The sequence below is a fragment of the Bradyrhizobium arachidis genome, from assembly GCF_024758505.1.
GTDB lineage: Bacteria > Pseudomonadota > Alphaproteobacteria > Rhizobiales > Xanthobacteraceae > Bradyrhizobium > Bradyrhizobium manausense_C.
Map to the genome: position 1 here is coordinate 6,768,965 of NZ_CP077970.1, position 17,182 is coordinate 6,786,146.

The window sequence follows — 17,182 nt, forward strand, 5'->3', positions numbered from 1 at the left end:
GACATGACGAAAATCAGAATTGGTGTGATCGGTGCAGGGTTGATCGGGCGCAAGCATCTGCGCAAGCTCGCCGAACACAGCGACTACGAGCTCGTCGGCATCGCCGACGTCAATGCCGAGCAGGTCGCAGCCGAGCAACCCGGCGCGCGCGTCTTCGCGGATTGCCGAAAGCTGCTCGACGAGGCGCGGCCCGAAGCCGTGATCATCGCATCGCCCAATCAGCTCCACGCCGAGAACGGTATCGCCTGCGCGCGGGCCGGCATCCATATACTGATCGAAAAACCGGTCACAGATTCGCTGCAGAGCGCCGCCGACCTGATCGCGGAGATCCGCAAGGCGAGCATACGGACACTGGTCGGGCATCACCGCCGCCATCATACGCAAGTGAAGACATTGAAGGCGCTGCTCGCACAGGGGCGCATTGGCGATGTCGTCGGCGCCTCGGCGATCTGGGCGACGCACAAGCCGGCGGCGTATTTCGCGACCGCACCTTGGCGGTCGCAGGCCGGTGGCGGACCGATCTTGATCAACCTAATCCACGAGATCGATTTTCTGCGCTTTACTGTCGGCGAGATCGTCGCCGTGGAGGCCATCGCAACCAACCGCCAGCGCGGCTTTGCGGTCGAGGATACCGCCGTCGCGCTGCTGGAGTTCGAGAGCGGTGCGCTCGGCACGTTCTTTCTCAGCGACTGCGCGGTGACGCCCTGGACGATGGAGCAAGGGCTCGGCGAGGCGCCGGAGTTTCCGTTCAGCGGAGAGAGCAGCTATCGCATCATGGGCCGCCGCGGTGCGATCGAGTTTCCGAGCCTCGATCAATGGACGCAGGCAGGCGACGCGCAGGACTGGAACAGGCCGATCCAGGCTCAGGCCAACCATGCTGCGTCGATCGACCCCTATGTCGCTCAACTCGATCATTTCTGCGATGTCATCCGCGGCGTGGCGCCGTCGCTGCAACCGGTCGAGGACGGCGCACGGAGTCTGCTGGTGACGCTCGCGATCGCCGAAGCCGCCACTTCGGGACGGCGTATCGATCTGCGCGAGCGCTACGCGGCGCTCGCGCGCGGACAGGTCGAGCAGAGGACGACGTAGAAAAAGCTTTCGCCGTCGTCGGACGGACGGGACCGAGCCAAGCCCCGCCAAGAGGGTCGCCCGGAGGGAGGAACGAAGTGAACTACCAGTTCGATTTCGGACCCGTGCTCGAGGGTCTACCGGAGCTGCTCTGGGGCTGTGTCGGCACGCTTGGCCTCGCGCTGTCGGGCATGGCGCTGGCACTCATCATCGGCATCGGCGGCGTGCTGCTGCGCGATTCCCGCTCGGCCGCGCTGCGCTGGCTCGTCATTTCCTTTGTCGAGGCGATCCGCAACACGCCATTCCTCGGCCAGATCTACTTCATCTTCTTTGCGCTGCCCATGGTGGGCATCCGCCTCGATCCGACGCTGACTGCGATCATCGCCCTCGGCGTCAACGGAGGCGCCTATGCGATCGAGATCATCCGCGGCGGAGTGCAGTCGATCAACAAGGGACAGGTCGAAGCGGGGCTGGCGCTCGGTCTGAGCCGCCCCCTGATCTTCCGGCTGATCATCCTGAAGCCGGCGCTGCGCGCGATCTACCCCTCGCTGACCAGCCAGTTCATCATGCTGACGCTGACGACGAGCATCGCCTCGGCGATCTCGGCCTATGAGCTGACCTCGGTCGGGCAGGCGATCGAGACCAACACGTTCCGCAGCTTCGAGGTCTATGGCGTCGTCACGCTGCTCTATCTCGCGATGTCCTGGATGCTGATGCAGATGTTCGCGCGGATCAACGCGCGCTTCCTCAGCTATCCCCTGAAGTGAGGCGGCCATGGACAAGAACCAGATCCTGTTCCTGCTCGCCGGCCTCAAATGGACGGTCGCGCTGTCCGCGATCGGCTTTGCGGTCGGCTCGGTGGCCGGCCTCGGCGTCGCGCTGGCGCGCACGTCGGGTTGGCGCTGGCTCGAACGCGCCACGGCCGGCTGCATCGCGCTGTTCCAGGGCACCCCGCTCCTGATGCAGCTGTTCGTCGTCTATTACGGGCTCGCGCTCGCCGGACTGAAGCTCGATCCCTGGGTCTCCGTTTCGATCGGATTCACCCTGCATGCCGGCGCCTTCCTCGGCGAAATCTGGCGCGGCTCGATCGAGGCGGTGCCGCGCGGCCAGGTCGAGGCGGCCAAGGCGCTCAGCCTCAATTACTTCGACCGGATGAAAGATGTCGTCCTGCCACAGGCGATCCGCATCTCGCTGCCGGCGACGGTCGGATTCCTGGTGCAGTTGATCAAGGGCACCTCGCTTGCCGCGATCATCGGTTTCACCGAGCTGATGCGCGCCGGCACGATCGTCTCCAACCAGAACTTCAAGCCGCTGCTCGTGCTCGGCCTGGTCTGCGCGCTCTATTTCGCGCTGTGCTGGCCGCTTTCACTCTACGGCGCGTGGCTGGAGCGGCGGCTCGTCACCGCAGCACGTTGAGGAATTCAATACACCTGAGGAGGGAAACATGACCAAGAGCAGGACAACTGGGTTCAATCGCCGCCACATGCTGGCACTCGGAGCCGGCGCACTCGCCGCGCCATTCGTGCTGTCGCGGACCGCCTATGCGGTGACGCCGGCGGAGATCAAGGCGCGCGGCAAGGTGCTGATCGGAATCCAGGGCGACAATCCGCCCTGGGGCTTCGTCAATTCGTCGGGCAAGCAGGAGGGGCTCGATGCCGACCTCTCCGAGCTGTTCGCGAAGGAACTCGGCGTGCCCGCGGAGTTCACGCCCTTGGCCGTCGCCAATCGCATTCCGGCGCTGACCTCCGGGCGCGTCGACATCCTGTTCGCGACCATGGCGATGCTGCCGGAGCGCGCCAAGGCGGTGCAATTCTCAAAACCCTATGGCGCCAACATCATCACCTTCATCGCGCCGAAGGAGATCGAGATCAAGTCGCCGGCGGATATGGGCAAATATGTCATCGGTGTCGCGCGCGGCAGCGTGCAGGACACCGACGTGACCAAGGCGGCGCCTGCCGGCACCACCATCCGCCGCTTCGACGGCGATGCGCCGACCATGCAGGCGCTGCTCTCCGGTCAGGTCCAGGCGGTCGGCGGCAACATCTTCTACGTGCCGCGCCTCAACGAATCCAAACCCGGCACTTACGAGAACAAGCTCGAGTTCACAAAGCTCTACAACGGCGCCTGCACGCGGCTCGGCGAGAAGGAGATCAACGCCTTCGTCAATGGCTTCATCGACAGGATCATCGCCAGCGGCGAATGGGGAAAAATCTATCCGAAGTGGATGAACAACCCGCTGCCGGCTTTCCCCGACAGCATCCCCGGCATCCCCTTCACCGTCAGCTAACGGAGAGCGCCATGTCGGTCGCAGCCACCGCGGACCCGATGATCGCAATGCGCGGCGTCAACAAATGGTACGGCACGTACCAGGTGCTCACCGACGTCAATCTGGCGGTCCGTGCCAGCGAGAAGATCGTTCTCTGCGGGCCGTCCGGATCGGGCAAATCCACCCTGATCCGCTGCATCAATGCGCTGGAGACCTGTCAGGAGGGCGAGATCGTCGTCGATGGCGTCCATCTCGGCGGGCAAGGCAAGGCGATCGACGCGGTGCGCCGCGAGGTCGGCATGGTGTTCCAGCAGTTCAACCTGTTTCCGCACATGACGGTGCTGGAGAACTGCACGCTGGCGCCGATCCGATCCCGCGGAATACCACGCGCGGAGGCCGAGGAGACCGCGCGGCGGCTCCTCGACCGTGTGAAAATCCTCAATCAGGCGGACAAATATCCGGCGCAATTGTCGGGCGGCCAGCAGCAGCGCGCGGCGATCGCGCGTGCGCTCTGCATGGAGCCGAAGGTGATGCTGTTCGACGAGCCGACCTCGGCCCTCGACCCGGAAATGGTCAAGGAGGTGCTCGACACCATGATCGGTCTCGCAACCGACGGCATGACCATGGTCTGCGTCACCCACGAAATGGGATTCGCGCGACAGGTCGCCGACCGTGTGATCTTCATGGCGGACGGCCGGATTGTCGAGGAAGCGGAGCCGGAGACCTTTTTCAGGGCCCCGCAGCATGAGCGCACGAAAAAGTTCTTGGGCGAGATCCTGTCGCAGCACTGAGGCTGTTGTGGACGCAGCGGGGTACGTTCCGTCGGCCAAGGCGCCTACGGTCTCCTGCCATGCAGGGACTATCGAACCGGTGACATTTCACACACCTTGCGGCGACAGGCTACCGAATACTGTCTCGCAATCTCAAGCCCCTCTGGATCGTCCGGATCGTGGTGTACCTTCGCCTCGGGATCGAGATCGCCCCGCAGGACGCTTCTCGGCAGGTATCAGGTGCCCAAGCGGCAACTGCGAAGTTTGCTTCAGGCGGTCGAGAACAATAGACGAGCGCACATGCGCGACGCTGTCATGCGGCAGGAATACATCGTTGAGAAGCCGCGAGAGCGCCTTCAGGTCGGTGATCGACACCTTGATGAGGTAATCTGCTTCGCCGGTGAGCGCGTACGCCTCCTGCACCTCCTCCAGGCTCTCGATCAACTTGAAGAACCGCCTCGAATTATCCGGCGAGTGCGTTGCGAGCGTCACCTGCACGAAGCCCATGATGCCGAGTCCCAGCGCCTCCCCGTCGAGCTGAGCATGGTAGCTCGCGATCGTACCGGCGTCTTCGAGCGCCGCACGACGACGCGAACATTGAGATGCCGACAAACCAACGACATCGGCCAATTCAAAATTCGACAAGCGTCCATTGGATTGGAGCGCTTGCAGCAATTTTACGTCAAACTGGTCCATGCGTGATCCTTGCGCGAAAATGGCACCAGATGCATGTTTCACGCATAGCCAAGCTTTGTCGAGCAGATTTTGCAGAGATCGTGCAGCGGACTCGCAGTATTTTGATCTAAATCAAATACCCTTCCAGGAGCGCGACATTGGGTCCCTTCCCGCACGATGCCCCACCCGCCACGATTTCGGCAGCCAATCCGGCCGGCACCGACGGCTTCGAGTTTGTCGAGTTCGCCCATCCGGAGCCTCAGAAGCTCGCCAAGCTCTTCGAGCAAATGGGCTACACGGAGGTCGCCCGGCACAAGACCAAGGACATCTCCATTTGGCGTCAGGGAAAAATCAACTACGTCCTGAACCGGGATCCGAATTCCCATGCCGCCCGCTTCGTCGCCGAACACGGACCTTGCGCTCCGGCCATGGCCTGGCGCGTCGTCGATGCCAAACATGCCTTGAAGCGCATCCTCGATCTCGGCGGAACGGAATATACCGGCAACGACAAGTCACTCGACGTGCCGGCCGTTGTCGGGATCGGAGGATCTCTCCTGTACCTGGTCGAGACCTATGGCGCGAAGGGCTCACCCTATTCAGCCGAGTATGACTGGATCGGCGAAGTCGATCCGACACCGAAAGGTGTGGGGTTCTATTATCTCGATCACCTGACGCACAACGTCATGCGCGGCAACATGGACACCTGGTACAAGTTCTACAGCCAGACGTTCAATTTCCGCGAGATCCGCTACTTCGACATTTCCGGCAAGCTGACCGGCCTGACCTCGCGCGCACTCACGTCACCCTGCGGCAAGATTCGGATCCCCATCAACGAAAGCGCCGACGACAAGAGCCAGATCGAGGAATATCTGCGCCAGTACAAGGGTGAAGGCATCCAGCACATTGCCGTCGGCACCGACGATATCTATTTGGCAACCGATGCCATCGCCGCTCGCGGGCTCGAATTCATGCCGGGACCACCCTCGATCTACTACGACAAGTCGTGTGATCGCGTGAAGGGCCACAGCGAGCCACTCGACCGCATGGGCAAGCACGGAATCCTCATTGACGGCGAGGGTGTCGTCAATGGCGGAATGACCCGCATCCTGTTGCAGATATTTTCCAAGACCGTGATCGGCCCGATCTTCTTCGAATTCATTCAGAGGAAGGGAGATGACGGCTTCGGCGAGGGCAACTTCAAGGCTCTGTTCGAGAGCATCGAGGCCGATCAGATTCAGCGCGGCGTGCTCAAGGCATCTTGAGCCGCGCGCCGCAAGTCGGGATTGGACAACGGTTTCGAGAGCGAGGCGCTTGGCGGAGCGTTACCCGGTCGGCCGCAACAGCCCGCAGAAGTGTCCAGCAATTCCCCAGCCAGGCCGGTTTCGTGCGTGATTTCAGGCTGAGCGGGAGATCTGGCTGGGGCGGGAGGGTACTCAGCCACGCCTCCGCCAGAACTACGTACCTGAAATGCCTCGGAAAATCCGCACGACACCGGGTGATGTGTAGCAGCCCGGTGACGCAGTGACAATGATCGCGGTCGCTCCGGCACGACGGCCAGATCGAGCGCTGCTCGCGGTGCCGGGCCGGCCCCGTCAATGCACGACCTCGGTCACAGGCCGGTTGGATACGTAGCCGCGACGCCGCCTATCGGTCTCTAACGGGCCGTGCGGCAGAAGCCCGACAGACGCGGCCAACATGTGCGCGCTCGTCCCGCCGACGTCTACGTCCGCCCCACTCTCCTCAGTCTTGCTCTCGTTAGCTTTAGCCTTCTCGTCGGCGTAGAGGCGCACACTAGCGGGACCCCGCGCGCAACCCACCTCCTCGCCCCTGAAAAGCGTCTTCCGTTGGACGATGATCTCGGCGTCGGCGCACCAACACTGCCAGAACCGGGGTCGCAGGTTCGATCTGCAAAGGTTTTCCCCAGCTCCGTTGGGCGGGTCTCAGCGACCGGCGGACGGCCGCTGAGCTCAATAACGACGGGCCTTCATCGCGGGTCGGCCGGCCTGAAAGCGAGCGATGGGCGGCTCGTGCGGCGACGATCGGGAATTGACGAGCGCAGCGATCGTCAAGCAATTCATAGATGTCAGAGGTGAAACGCAGAACTTCTCGAAAACAGCAGTTGGACATCTGGTGATGCAATCCGCCGACAAGAAGCTCATCGACCGCCTTTCGCAGGACAAACGGAACGAGATGATCGCGATCGGCCGCGAGGCTCTGCGGCGCTTCGGCTACTCCTATCAGCATGTCTTCGACTTGCATCTTCCGCTCTTCGAGTTCCTCGCTGATGAGGGCGCCACCGCGACCATGATCGGCAAGATGCTGTCCGAGGTCGGCATCACGCGTGAGGACGGCAGCGCGTTGCCGCAGGGAACGGTTTCGAGCGCCATGTCCCGCGCCAGGGAGCGCCGCGCGGCGCAGCAGTCGAGGGACCCACGGCTCGCGCCTGCACAGGCCGGCACGGACATGCAGGTCGCCGCGGTTGGCGGCAACGCCCTGCACGCCCCTGCAGATCGCGGCACGGCGACGGGTGTGATCAAGGCCGATGTGGCGCCGCCGCCGTCCGCACCATCGCGCTCGGTCCCGCAGCTTTCCCAAATTCGGCCATCGCCGAAACCGTCGGCGCAGCTTCCGACGGCCACCAGCCGCGCCGCGGCACTTCTGGAACAGTTGAGGAGCGACCCTGATGAGCGAGAACACGATGATTAAGAAAGAGATGACGAAGGACACGCGCAGGCTTGCCGATGTCGTCGAGGTGGTCGCCGACGCCACGTCGGTCGGCAAGACCACGACCGCCCACCGGGTTTGCCACATTTACCGCGACGCCGGGCGGCCGGTGACCCTCGTTCAGATCGAAAGCGGCCGCCGCCGCGCGGCCGAGACCGGCGCCGCCGATCAAACGATTTTCATCGAGACCGAGGAGTTCGCCACGGCGGCGACGCGCACCGGCGGATTGAGCGGCGTGCTGACGCAGCTCTGGGACGTGCTCGTCAAACTCCCCGAGACCGGCGGCGCGGTCGTCGTCGACTGGGCGGGCGGCACCGCGTCGCACCGGCTCGACGTGGTCGCCGCTACCGCCTACGACACCACGCTCGCCTCACTCGGCATTTCTGGAACGTCCCTGGTTCTCGCGACGTGCGCGGCGGAGTCCATGCACCAGGCCAGCCGCTATCTGAAGACCCTAGCCCAGGTGGCGCCCGTGCTGCGCCGCTCACTCGTGCTCTCCGGGCGCGCGGGTGGCTTTGACTTCGCGAGCGGCTCCGAACAGGCAGAGGGCCTCGCCCGGCTGAAGGCCGTGGCGGGCAAGATCCCCGTGATCACGATCCCGCACGTCGCCGGGAGGGCGCTCGAGATCTGCGCCGATGCCGGTCTCGACGTGGCCACGGCCATGATGACCGACATTCAGCCGCTCGGCCGCCGGCTCGGGATCGACATCTTCCGCGCCGCCTCCTGCGCCTCGGAATTGGCGCTGTGGTGGAAGCGCTCTGGCGTCGCGCTGATCAAGGCGTTGGAGGTGCCGGATGACGGCAATCCCGCCGCGTAGGCTCGCACGGCGGGTCGCCGCCTTGCTACGCCAGCGCCGGCACCTTCGCGCACAGGCCCCCGCCTACGTTCTTCAATATTATCGCGACCACCGGCGGCTCCCGCCAGCATACGTCACGGTGCTGCTTCCCGCCTCGATCGTGCGCCGCATCCACCTGCGCGCCGAGATCGAGCATATCTTTGGAATCGCGCAGCTTTTGGCGCGGCTACGGAGAAATTCTTCATAGCTCGTTTTGAATCATGCATCAGACCAGTTTTGCATGATCTTGACTCCACGATGCTCCTTGACTAACATCAGTTATGCATAAGATGCATCCATGCTCGACCGCGACACCGGCATGGATCTTCAGTTCCTCCCGACCATCGAGGACGCGGTCGCTTTGGGCATGAGCCAGAACTCCGTGCGCAAGGCGCTGCGCGAGTTCACCCGTCGCTGCCGCAAGCACGGCGACGTGTTGCAGCCGTCGCTCTTCTAGGAGTTTCGATGCCGACCCGTGACCCCAAGACTGAACAGGACTACCGCGAGCGCACCCGGCGCATCGCCGAGACGGAGAATAAGAAAGCCGGCCGTAAGCTGACGCCGGTCGAACTCGTCAAGGCCGTGATGCAGCGCGATCTGCAGCCCACGAGCATCCGGCAAATCCGCGCGGCGATGATCTTCACCATGACCGAGGCGGCAGAGCGTCAGCCCGAGAACGCCGCAGACCTGAACGCCGCCATCGCCCTGCTCCGCACCTGGGTCTCGCAGAATGACACGCAGGGCGAGCCGCGGACCTCTCAGTGCAAGCAGAAAGTTGGCGTCGAGAACGATCTTTCACGCGTCTGCCACGCCGCGCTCGCCACGACGAGCGAGTACGCCAGGCCGCTGGTGGCGGCGCTCAATTCGGGCACGCTGACGGGCGTCCGTTTCGCCGAATGGCCGACCGCCGAATTCGGCCCCAGCGCCGCGCCGGGCTACGCCTGGGAACTGATCGTCGTTAACGGCAAGCACTCCAATGGCCGGGCGCACGGCGAGACGCGGGCGCTGCGGTGGGAGTTCCTTCCCCCTCACCTCGTTTCGCAGATGAAATTCTGGATCGCGGTCGCCAAGGCCGCGAAGGCGCAGGGACGCTACGACACGCTCAATGACACCTTGGAGTCGCTCATGCGCCGGGTGACGCAGGAACTGTTTCCACGCCGGCTCGTGCATCCGACCCTGTCGTCGGTGCGCCATGCCGCGACGGCGCGGTTCAAAGCAGCCTACGTGGCGACCGCCACCACCGAGGAGGAAAAGCAGCACGGGCTCGCCATGGTGGCGGCGCTGCTCGGCCACGCCTCGGATGCCACCGCAACGACTCACTATGCGCGTGCCGACGACCGCAAGAGCCGCTTCCCGGTGCCCGTCCCCGACCCGGCCGAAGTCGCTCGCATCCTCCAGCGCTTTGCCGCGCCCAAGCACCGCGATGACCCGGGCCCCGACGCCGACGGCGCGGACCAGGCGGGATAGTGACGTCGATGAAGTTCGTGGCGCATTCGCAACGTCAAACCTGTCGGCCGACCCTCGGTCCTCATTCGGGCTGCGTCGCGCTCGCCTCGACGTCGCCCGCGAGCACGCCAGCGGCCGGCTGCAACATGATGGAGCTCTTCGCGTGAAGGAACACCACGTCAATTTGCGCATGCCCTACCACCAGGTCTTCAAACGGCCAAGGTGCAGGAAGGAGCAGACCGTCGTCCTCACCGAAGCCGTGCCGATCCTCATTCGCGAGATCGACCCGAGCGAGGCGCCGATCGCATATCGCATCCACACCCAGGATGAGTATGTGAGCGAACGCTTGCACGAAGTGCGCTCGTACGAAAGCACGTTCTTGTGGCCTCTCATGGCACCCGATGGGCCGGTCAGCGTCACGAGTTTTGTCGAGCTTGCAGCCGAAGGCAGGCTCGGCTCGTTCATCGCGTTCTGCAGGTCGGAAAAATTCGGCCGGAAGGACGGCCGTACCTTCGTCGAGTTCGTTAACGAATTTCCCACGTACAAATACGGCGATTCTAACAAAGACGACCAGATCTTGAAGACCTTGAGGGGTTCAGCGAGGCTCGCGTTCTGCGACGGTTACGTCTTTGTGAGCGCTGGCGCGCCGATCTGGTACGTCGCCGAAAAGCCCACCCTCAACAGGGTTGATGTTTTGATCGGCCACGAAGCCCTCGATCGCAAGAAAACCTACGTCTGGACCGCCGGGCCCGATTGGCACATGCAGCACTATTGCTGTACGTACGGACACGCCTACGGACTGACCGAGATCGAGTCCGAGATTGAGCGCGTGGCGGGGCGCCACACGGAGGTCCGCTTCCGATCCCGTATCGAAATCCTTATGGATCTGCACCTCCCCGAAGGAGCGGCTCGCCTGTGCGCGCGTAGCCTCGTCGAAACGGTCTGGAGCTACGCCCAAAATGAGGCATTGCGCGCAGCCGTGCCACTCCTTGCCGGCGCTGTTTCCGTCAAGGACGTACCGAATGATCTCGACTCGTTCAGCCTGCTTACGCAGTATTCGCGCTTCGAAGACCGAACCTTGACCCGCAGCTATTTCAGCACGATCGCCGCCGCGCGCCAGATCGTCCGCCGGCTCGAGGCCTTCGGCTGCACCCCGCTCGCTCCGGAAGACGACGACGCGCTCGGGGCTCTCGGATCCTGAGCAGCGGTGAACATTTCCTCAACTTCCTAGAAATGGTGTCATGACCCGCCATCGCGAGATTGACGTTCGGCACCCACGCCTTGATGCAGCAGCAAGAGATCCACGGGGATGGTCTCGGGCTGCCGACCGGCCACCATAGCTCACGCTGACCAGTTGGCCGTCGCCGCCTGCTGCAATCTCGGTCACAGCGGAGACCACCTGAACCTTCGCCTTCACCTCGCGCACCATGGCGAGGCCTTTTGCGAAATAAGGCGAGGCGAGGAACGCGAAGGCGGGAGGCAGCGCGGCGAAGTAATTGCGGCGCTCCATGGTATCAAGGATGCGGTCGATGCGGCCACCGAGGCGCAGGATCTGCGCGGCCAGAAGCCAGAGCAGTGGCCCCTGCCCCGCAATCACGGTGCGGCCATCAGGCACCAGCGCCGACGATTTCGTCAAGGCCGGTCTGGTCCGCTCGATCTCCGAGGAATAGCCGGCCCGACGCTGGGAAACAAACCAAAAACGTGGTGAACCACGCCGACGCTCGGTCGGTCATCGCCGGCGAATAGACGTCGCCGCCGGCGATGGGGGCCCATGATGACGGAGATCTGCGGGATCACGCCCGAAGCGAGCACGTTGCGGCGGACACGCAGGATTAGCCGGCGAGCGCTGCGACGCCCTCCTGGATGCGCGCGCCACCCGCATCATAGAGGCCGATGATGGGCGCCCCGGTTCTTTCGTCGATATGCTCGAATCGACTGACCATCTATTCGAGGATCGGGAGAACGATACTCTTCAAGACCAAAATTTAGGTGTGGAGAAGTTCGCCGGTGGGAAGCTAACTCTCCTTAGCTTCCCGATCGCGTTTGAGGTGCGCAATATCGACACATATCGTCGAGGCCTAGTCCTCAGCGCCCCGTGCGCAGCCGGACGTAATGTACAACACGAAGCAGGAGAGATCAAATGTTGACCCGAGCGCTGGTCCAGACGGACATCAAGGAGTTTCTCGGACGTTTGTCCGATGCGATCGAACAGGATCAGATCTACGTCGATTCGTTGCCGCGAGATCGGTTTCCGAGCGTGTACGACGACGGCTTGTGGCGCAATTGGCGTCGCGGCCATCGCGCGTTCATTGACAAGTTGGTCGCGTCCACGGATGCCATGAGTCCTGCTCTCCTGCAGCGTTTGACCAAGGTCGCCTCGGGCTTCGAACCCTCGGTTGTCGGACACATCATGCTGGAGACTTTCGCGGAGATCGTGGGTGACTGTTCTGCGGCAAACTGCGAAACGGCGCAGCATTTTTTCGAGTGGGTGGCTGGCGAGGTCGTGCGGCAGGGCCGCGGTAAGTGCCTCAACCGGACCGCCCGGAAGGCGATGTTGAAGTGGTTTCCCGCGACCGATCCGCTTACCATCGCGCAAGATCCCGAGTGCGGTTATACGGTCCCTGGCCCGCGTGTTCGTTCTCGTCGGGGCACCCGCCGGCCGGCGGTCTAGGTGCCGGTCGGCGGTGCCGCCGCAAAGCCAAGTGTGTCGACGTCGTCGAGACGAAGGCTAGAGCTGCGTCACAGCCGTGGTCGGCGGGCCGCTGATGATCGTCGCCGGTTAGGTGTTCAAGGTGGTCCCCTGGTGGGAGTTACGGGCCTAGCAGCTCTAGTCAGGTTACCAGAAGGGCTGGCCATCGGGTCTCGGCGCCGTTGTGGTCGAGGTCGCGCGGCTGTCAATAACGGCATCGCGTCGCCTGCAGCTTGCGACCGAGATCGATGGCTTCCCGCTTTCGCGTAAGCACATTGGATCCCGCCCGGCCGTAAATATCGTCTTGTTACGGTGTTCGGCGGAGCAGGTTTCTCGGCCGCCGCGTGGTTCGACACCTTCTCCACGCGACCGGGCGGCTTACTGCTCTTGCGATTGAGGCCAAGTGATCGGGACGGACATCTTAAGAAGCTGCTCGGACCTTTGGAGCAGTTCAAATGACCGCTCCATCATTTCCTTCTCGCGCTCGGTATTGGCTTGAAATCGAGCCAGCCTTGCATTGATATCCTACACGCGCCATTCGACATCATCGAACATGAACGCCTCCGGAACGCTCCGGGGATATAACTCATGTTCTAGTTTCCGGTTCCAGACCTGGACCTCGATCCGAATTCTCTCGAGAGACGAGCCGAGGACGAGGAGGGCCGGCCTAGGAAGAGCTGAAGGATAAGCTCGCTACGCGGCGGGCATTATCAGAACGGTCTGCGAGAACTCCCTGGCCCTTTCCGGAGCGCTGCGGCCCAAGGCCGCCGCAACCGCATCGGTACCCCGCCGCCCGGAGGAGGGTCGTCGTCCTCGCCATCGAGCTTACGCACGCGGCCAGGATATCAGCGAGCCGCATGGTGTGGCCCATGCCGGGAATGTCGCGCAGCGCGGGGCAGGATTCGACGGCGAACAAGTCGGACGCCCATGACCAGAGGATGATCCTCTTTTCAGGCGCGGAAAGTTCGTTGTCGTTCAAAAAGTTCGTTGTCGTTCAAGTCGTCTTCCGGAGACGCATAGTAGGCAGCCGGGTGGAAGATAAGGTGAAGATTGCCCGTGTTCGTCTTGGCATTGGTCATCGATTGCCTCCCTTTACGCTCCTTTCCTCGGGACGGTTTTCCGTGGAGTCGGGCGGCGGAGACCGCCGCCCGTGATGGTCTTTACTGCGTGTTGATTGCGATACGCTTGACGCCCGCTCGCGGGTTCATGACTTCGGGAGCGAGATCGACAGGACGCCGTTTTTGAATGAGGCCAGAGCATTCAAGCGACGGCAATTCGTTGCACGTCATTCGAGCTGGCGGTTTGTTGTGGCTGCGCCAGCGATCCGGCCGTGCCTTCCTTAAGATGCTCCAGCACAGCTGCACTTGCCATGTGCTCCCAGTACTCTGCCTCGGCGAGCAGCTTCCAGCCTCTGTCAGGATGATACGCAGCACTCTGTCGGCAGAGCGAAGCCATTGCGCGCATGCGGCATACGGTTTCCATTCCAGCCTCCCGCATTTGTTTGTCGCTCGCACCGGGATGTTGCGTGCGCACAGGCGTTATGCTGCCGAACCTCCCCGCAAGAAGCGCGCGAAGAAGGCCAAGATCGCCAGATGAACAGGTCAAAGCTGCAACCGCGCCCGTGGCAGCGCAAGCGCTTGCACCACGTGGGGCGCGGAGGTTGATGCTCGCTTTCTCTGGCCACTAGGAGCTGGCACTGTCGGCACCGGCACTATCGGCTCTGGTCCTACGGGCTTTTGTGGTGCGAGAGGCCGTCTCGATCAACCCGCCCTTGATGTAGACCCGTGCAGGCGCTCGACCCAACTCACGACTGGGTGAGATTGGGGTTAGGATGACGCTGTGTAAGGCAGCCTCGTGACGCTTGACCCAACTCAAAGGTTGCCGCGCCTTCGCAAGAAGACAGTCGGCCTCGGACGAGCATCATCTGGCAGGGTCAAAATGTTGAATGAGGCAATCGATCATGCGTTGCGCGAGGTGCAGGCCGCGCGCCGAGCCCCTGTCCTAGCGTTGTCTTAGTTTGACTTTTTGGGCTCAAAGCGAGCAACCCGGCGCGGCCCGTCCCATAGTTCCACCGGGCTTGTCTCAACTAGTCGCTCCGCAAGTGCCAGGGCATTCTCCTCGCTGGCGCACACCAGATCGACCGACTGAATGACGTTCCCCTCAAAGGTCAGAATGTATGCCCGATAGGTTTTCATCGGGCGGCCTTACCAGTTTTTCCCGCCTCCGTCCCTTATTCCAGGTTATTGCCGTTCAGTCCGCAGGATGGGTATTATGTTCTGTCCTAGAAAGGACGGGCCTCGATGGAAGCACTCAGGCATTCAATCGAGCAACTAAGCGCTCCGATTTGCTCCCATTGCAACGTCGCGATGGCTTGGTCGCGGTCGGCTCTTCTCAAAGAAGAGAGGGCAATTGTGCACGAGTTTTTCTGCCCGCGCTGTAACGCGACCGCCGAAACAAAGACGCCAATTAGGGTCTCCAAAGAGTAAGGCCGCCCCCGTCAGCCTTTTTCGGTTGATCTATCGCAACGGCCGCGCCTTGCCCCCAGCCACGCTGGGCCATGATCGAGCCCGATAAACAGCGGGAAGTACAGGAGCCCAAGCCCTCCCGGCTGGAGGAGGCGCGCCGGCTCATTGAGGAATATGTGAAAGACCTGCGGGAGATCCTCAAGAAGATGCGCCGCAAGATGAACTAGGCCCACCGCCGTGAACCGGCGGGCCAATCAGCCGCCCTTGCCGGACCGCCCGACGCAGATCCAGAGGCCGTCGGGGCGGAGCGCTGAAATGGCGGAGCGAGGCAAGTTAGGAACTCTTTCATGGAACCGGCCGTTGATTTTGGCCGGCTCACCGCCGATTGCCGGTGGAGCGGCCTCGGCCTCAACTGCCCCCCATCCCGGGTCGGGGCCGGCTTCCCGGCGCGAGACCGTGGCCGTCTCGCGCGATCCCTCAGCCGAGCGCGACAAGATCATTGACTCAGCTCTTTGAGAAGGGACCACTTCGCTAGATCTCAAGGCACGGAATAGCGAAGTTTTCGCAGATCGAGGCAAAGACCCTTTTCGCCTCAGCATTCTCGAAGCAAAAGCGCGCTCCCTTCTCGCCCCGCTCGATCCACCAGTCCACTTTGTGGCTTCGTGAAATGCGGGATGCCTCATCGCGCAGTTGGTCCAATTGACGGCCATAGGCGCGGACGATTACGCAATCTGCCATCGAGACTCTCTACTCAGAAGGACCGCTTGTCTTGCGCGGACTGCTCAAGTTTCGCATTACGTGTTCGGCTTGCTCCATCGTGAGATTGGCCGCCAAATTGGTTCCGATTTGCGCCGGTCCCTTGCGTTCTCGATCATAAACCATCCAACCCTTGCCTCCCTTCCGAATAAAAAATCTTGCCTGCAAAGGCGTATTATCACTCAAATGATCGGCTCCCCTGAATGCCTGCCGCGGTTTCGCTATGTAGCGGGATCAACAATATGGCCGAGTGCATTCGCCTATGTGAATCTTGAGTCGCCTTTAACGCGGCTCAGTTCTGCGATCCGAGGCAAGTGGAAGGAAGCGTCGCGCGAGATCGATTTTTCCGAATCAAGCGAGGTAAGGAACAAGCGGCAATTGCCGGCATTATTTGTTCGCTCCGATGGGAGAACGCGACTACCGACGACGTATATTAGTATGGGGGCCCCATGCATGATCGCGAGCGGTTGCACGAGCGCATATCCTTTTTGCATCAACTTCTTGAGGAACTCGCTTCACGAGTTTCAGAACTGAAAACGCTCCAAGACAGAGTAGCGCGGCCGAAGGCAAAGTGTTCGGTGAGGTACGCAAAGCCAGGAAGGCGGTTTGTGAGGCAACGGGGAATGGCTGGCCAGCCACGCCCGGACCCTGAATCGGCGTAAGACCTGAGGATTTGAGTGCTTCCCGCCCCAATGGGGGGCAGGACTGTGAACGATTACCGAGAGCAATTTGAAAAAATGTCCATTGATGAGATGTGGGCTCTCCACACGGAAGTCGGCCAAATTCTCGCTGCAAGGCTGGTTGCCAAAAAGCAAAAATTGGAAAAGCGACTTCAACAGCTCGGCCAGCCAACGCGGTCGCGCGATTCCACAGAAGATTGAATGAAGTCCCATCACCGGCGGTGTCCGCACCGGCAAATTCCAGCGTGCGAAAAAGACAGATCAGGCAGAATTTCCTAAAGGCCTCGCGCGGGGCTGGCCGAGCTCCGCCACCGGCAGAAGACTGCTCCTCGACTAACGTCTGAGCTTCCGGTTCACAAATGTTGTGGTGTTGTGGCGGGAACACTCGGCACCGGGAAGGCTCGGCAATCCGGGGAGTGCCTACTTGTTCGAAAGCTTCGAAACCCCGGAAAGGGCCGCTGATCTCCAGGTCGCGGCCCTCTTGCGCATTCGGGTCGGCGTCGACATAGCTTTCAACGCGGGGCAGTTGGAGTTTTGCGTATGGCTTCGCCCTCGATCACGCCGTCCGATCGCCTCGATCGCGACATCTACCTTGTGCTGGAGGATTTCGGTGCCCAGGGCTCCGACCACCCGAGTGCCACGCCGGGTTTCAACGTAGGAACGAGCGTTGGTTCCGCGGGTTTATGCTGCAGGACGCAAATGCGTCCCGGACATGCCGCATGCAGCGCAATCGCCGAAAACAGACGAAGTCCCTGGAAGAGCGTCTCGCAGACGCCAAAATCGGTATTTGACCCATGCATGAGTGGAG

Annotated in this window: 17 protein-coding genes and 3 pseudogenes; 15 read left to right on the forward strand and 5 right to left on the reverse strand. The window is 62.2% G+C overall.

Annotated features, from left to right (window positions below; all coding sequences use genetic code 11):
* Nucleotides 1-3: 3 nt before the first annotated feature.
* From KUF59_RS31235 to KUF59_RS31255, 5 genes are all read left to right on the forward strand, one after another.
* Nucleotides 4-1,089 (forward strand): Gfo/Idh/MocA family protein, encoded by a 1,086-nt coding sequence (locus KUF59_RS31235; protein ID WP_212462679.1) that lies wholly within the window; start codon nt 4-6, stop codon nt 1,087-1,089.
* A gap of 77 nt (nt 1,090-1,166) precedes the next feature.
* Nucleotides 1,167-1,835: an amino acid ABC transporter permease gene (locus KUF59_RS31240; RefSeq protein ID WP_212462678.1), complete on the forward strand. Its 669-nt coding sequence runs from the start codon at nt 1,167-1,169 to the stop codon at nt 1,833-1,835.
* Nucleotides 1,836-1,842: 7 nt separating this feature from the next.
* A complete protein-coding gene (locus KUF59_RS31245) occupies nt 1,843-2,484 on the forward strand; it encodes an amino acid ABC transporter permease (RefSeq protein ID WP_212462677.1) in 642 nt (213 codons plus the stop codon).
* A 28-nt stretch (nt 2,485-2,512) separates the two neighbouring features.
* Nucleotides 2,513-3,355: a transporter substrate-binding domain-containing protein gene (locus KUF59_RS31250; RefSeq protein WP_212462676.1), complete on the forward strand. Its 843-nt coding sequence runs from the start codon at nt 2,513-2,515 to the stop codon at nt 3,353-3,355.
* An 11-nt stretch (nt 3,356-3,366) separates the two neighbouring features.
* The gene (locus KUF59_RS31255) at nt 3,367-4,125 is read left to right on the forward strand and encodes an amino acid ABC transporter ATP-binding protein (RefSeq protein WP_283844360.1); all 759 of its coding nucleotides are present in this window, start codon (nt 3,367-3,369) and stop codon (nt 4,123-4,125) included.
* A 132-nt stretch (nt 4,126-4,257) separates the two neighbouring features.
* Here the strand turns inward: KUF59_RS31255 and KUF59_RS31260 are convergent, their stop codons facing one another.
* On the reverse strand, nt 4,258-4,800 hold the full coding sequence (locus KUF59_RS31260) for an Lrp/AsnC family transcriptional regulator (RefSeq protein ID WP_212462675.1): 543 nt from the start codon (nt 4,798-4,800) through the stop codon (nt 4,258-4,260).
* 137 nt (nt 4,801-4,937) lie between these two features.
* Between KUF59_RS31260 and hppD the strand changes: the two genes are divergently transcribed.
* The 6 genes from hppD (at nt 4,938) to KUF59_RS31290 (ending at nt 10,985) form a co-directional block, all read left to right on the forward strand.
* Nucleotides 4,938-6,041 carry a 4-hydroxyphenylpyruvate dioxygenase gene (gene hppD, locus KUF59_RS31265; protein WP_212462674.1) on the forward strand — a complete coding sequence of 368 codons (1,104 nt, stop codon included), beginning with the start codon at nt 4,938-4,940 and terminating at the stop codon, nt 6,039-6,041.
* A 928-nt stretch (nt 6,042-6,969) separates the two neighbouring features.
* Nucleotides 6,970-7,485 carry a hypothetical protein gene (locus tag KUF59_RS31270; RefSeq protein ID WP_258767308.1) on the forward strand — a complete coding sequence of 172 codons (516 nt, stop codon included), beginning with the start codon at nt 6,970-6,972 and terminating at the stop codon, nt 7,483-7,485.
* Nucleotides 7,463-8,320 carry a hypothetical protein gene (locus KUF59_RS31275; protein WP_258767309.1) on the forward strand — a complete coding sequence of 286 codons (858 nt, stop codon included), beginning with the start codon at nt 7,463-7,465 and terminating at the stop codon, nt 8,318-8,320. The genes KUF59_RS31270 and KUF59_RS31275 overlap by 23 nt, the downstream gene beginning before the upstream one ends.
* A 316-nt stretch (nt 8,321-8,636) precedes the next feature.
* Entirely contained in the window at nt 8,637-8,795 is a 159-nt protein-coding gene (locus KUF59_RS31280) for a hypothetical protein (RefSeq protein ID WP_212462670.1), read from the forward strand.
* A gap of 8 nt (nt 8,796-8,803) precedes the next feature.
* Nucleotides 8,804-9,805: a hypothetical protein gene (locus tag KUF59_RS31285; protein ID WP_258767310.1), complete on the forward strand. Its 1,002-nt coding sequence runs from the start codon at nt 8,804-8,806 to the stop codon at nt 9,803-9,805.
* Nucleotides 9,762-10,985 carry a hypothetical protein gene (locus tag KUF59_RS31290; RefSeq protein WP_258767311.1) on the forward strand — a complete coding sequence of 408 codons (1,224 nt, stop codon included), beginning with the start codon at nt 9,762-9,764 and terminating at the stop codon, nt 10,983-10,985. Before KUF59_RS31285 ends, KUF59_RS31290 begins: the two co-directional genes overlap by 44 nt.
* Here the strand turns inward: KUF59_RS31290 and KUF59_RS31295 are convergent.
* Nucleotides 10,984-11,420, reverse strand: a pseudogene (locus KUF59_RS31295) (FAD/NAD(P)-binding oxidoreductase); the annotation flags it as partial. The gene KUF59_RS31290 and the pseudogene KUF59_RS31295 sit on opposite strands and share 2 nt — an antisense overlap.
* Nucleotides 11,421-11,508: 88 nt before the next feature.
* Nucleotides 11,509-11,688: pseudogene (locus KUF59_RS31300) on the reverse strand (carboxyl transferase domain-containing protein); the annotation flags it as partial.
* Nucleotides 11,689-11,924: 236 nt separating this feature from the next.
* Here KUF59_RS31300 and KUF59_RS31305 point away from each other — a divergent pair.
* Both KUF59_RS31305 and KUF59_RS31310 read left to right on the forward strand, forming a co-directional pair.
* On the forward strand, nt 11,925-12,455 hold the full coding sequence (locus KUF59_RS31305) for a hypothetical protein (protein WP_258767312.1): 531 nt from the start codon (nt 11,925-11,927) through the stop codon (nt 12,453-12,455).
* A 187-nt stretch (nt 12,456-12,642) separates the two neighbouring features.
* Nucleotides 12,643-12,726: pseudogene (locus KUF59_RS31310) on the forward strand (damage-inducible protein); the annotation flags it as partial.
* Nucleotides 12,727-13,423: 697 nt separating this feature from the next.
* On the opposite strand, the gene KUF59_RS44110 reads toward KUF59_RS31310, so the two are convergent.
* Both KUF59_RS44110 and KUF59_RS31320 read right to left on the reverse strand, forming a co-directional pair.
* The gene (locus KUF59_RS44110) at nt 13,424-13,552 is read right to left on the reverse strand and encodes a hypothetical protein (protein ID WP_309500878.1); all 129 of its coding nucleotides are present in this window, start codon (nt 13,550-13,552) and stop codon (nt 13,424-13,426) included.
* A gap of 181 nt (nt 13,553-13,733) precedes the next feature.
* A complete protein-coding gene (locus KUF59_RS31320) occupies nt 13,734-13,955 on the reverse strand; it encodes a hypothetical protein (protein ID WP_258767313.1) in 222 nt (73 codons plus the stop codon).
* A gap of 1,075 nt (nt 13,956-15,030) precedes the next feature.
* Here KUF59_RS31320 and KUF59_RS31325 point away from each other — a divergent pair.
* Entirely contained in the window at nt 15,031-15,165 is a 135-nt protein-coding gene (locus tag KUF59_RS31325; RefSeq protein WP_258767314.1) for a hypothetical protein, read from the forward strand.
* Between the two features lie 1,236 nt (nt 15,166-16,401).
* Complete coding sequence (locus KUF59_RS31330) at nt 16,402-16,575, forward strand: hypothetical protein (protein WP_258767315.1); 174 nt, start codon at nt 16,402-16,404, stop codon at nt 16,573-16,575.
* Nucleotides 16,576-17,182 lie beyond the last annotated feature (607 nt).

What these genes read in the sequence shown, in the direction of transcription:
- KUF59_RS31275 (WP_258767309.1), top strand. Translation starts at nt 7,463, where the DNA reads ATGAGCGAGAACACGATGATTAAGAAAGAGATGACGAAGGACACGCGC.
- KUF59_RS31260 (WP_212462675.1), bottom strand. Translation starts at nt 4,800, where the DNA reads ATGGACCAGTTTGACGTAAAATTGCTGCAAGCGCTCCAATCCAATGGA.
- KUF59_RS31325 (WP_258767314.1), top strand. Translation starts at nt 15,031, where the DNA reads ATGATCGAGCCCGATAAACAGCGGGAAGTACAGGAGCCCAAGCCCTCC.
- KUF59_RS31255 (WP_283844360.1), top strand. Translation starts at nt 3,367, where the DNA reads ATGTCGGTCGCAGCCACCGCGGACCCGATGATCGCAATGCGCGGCGTC.
- KUF59_RS31320 (WP_258767313.1), bottom strand. Translation starts at nt 13,955, where the DNA reads ATGGAAACCGTATGCCGCATGCGCGCAATGGCTTCGCTCTGCCGACAG.
- KUF59_RS31285 (WP_258767310.1), top strand. Translation starts at nt 8,804, where the DNA reads ATGCCGACCCGTGACCCCAAGACTGAACAGGACTACCGCGAGCGCACC.
- KUF59_RS31270 (WP_258767308.1), top strand. Translation starts at nt 6,970, where the DNA reads ATGATCGCGATCGGCCGCGAGGCTCTGCGGCGCTTCGGCTACTCCTAT.
- KUF59_RS31280 (WP_212462670.1), top strand. Translation starts at nt 8,637, where the DNA reads ATGCTCGACCGCGACACCGGCATGGATCTTCAGTTCCTCCCGACCATC.
- KUF59_RS31250 (WP_212462676.1), top strand. Translation starts at nt 2,513, where the DNA reads ATGACCAAGAGCAGGACAACTGGGTTCAATCGCCGCCACATGCTGGCA.
- KUF59_RS31290 (WP_258767311.1), top strand. Translation starts at nt 9,762, where the DNA reads ATGACCCGGGCCCCGACGCCGACGGCGCGGACCAGGCGGGATAGTGAC.
- KUF59_RS31235 (WP_212462679.1), top strand. Translation starts at nt 4, where the DNA reads ATGACGAAAATCAGAATTGGTGTGATCGGTGCAGGGTTGATCGGGCGC.
- KUF59_RS31305 (WP_258767312.1), top strand. Translation starts at nt 11,925, where the DNA reads ATGTTGACCCGAGCGCTGGTCCAGACGGACATCAAGGAGTTTCTCGGA.
- KUF59_RS44110 (WP_309500878.1), bottom strand. Translation starts at nt 13,552, where the DNA reads ATGACCAATGCCAAGACGAACACGGGCAATCTTCACCTTATCTTCCAC.
- KUF59_RS31245 (WP_212462677.1), top strand. Translation starts at nt 1,843, where the DNA reads ATGGACAAGAACCAGATCCTGTTCCTGCTCGCCGGCCTCAAATGGACG.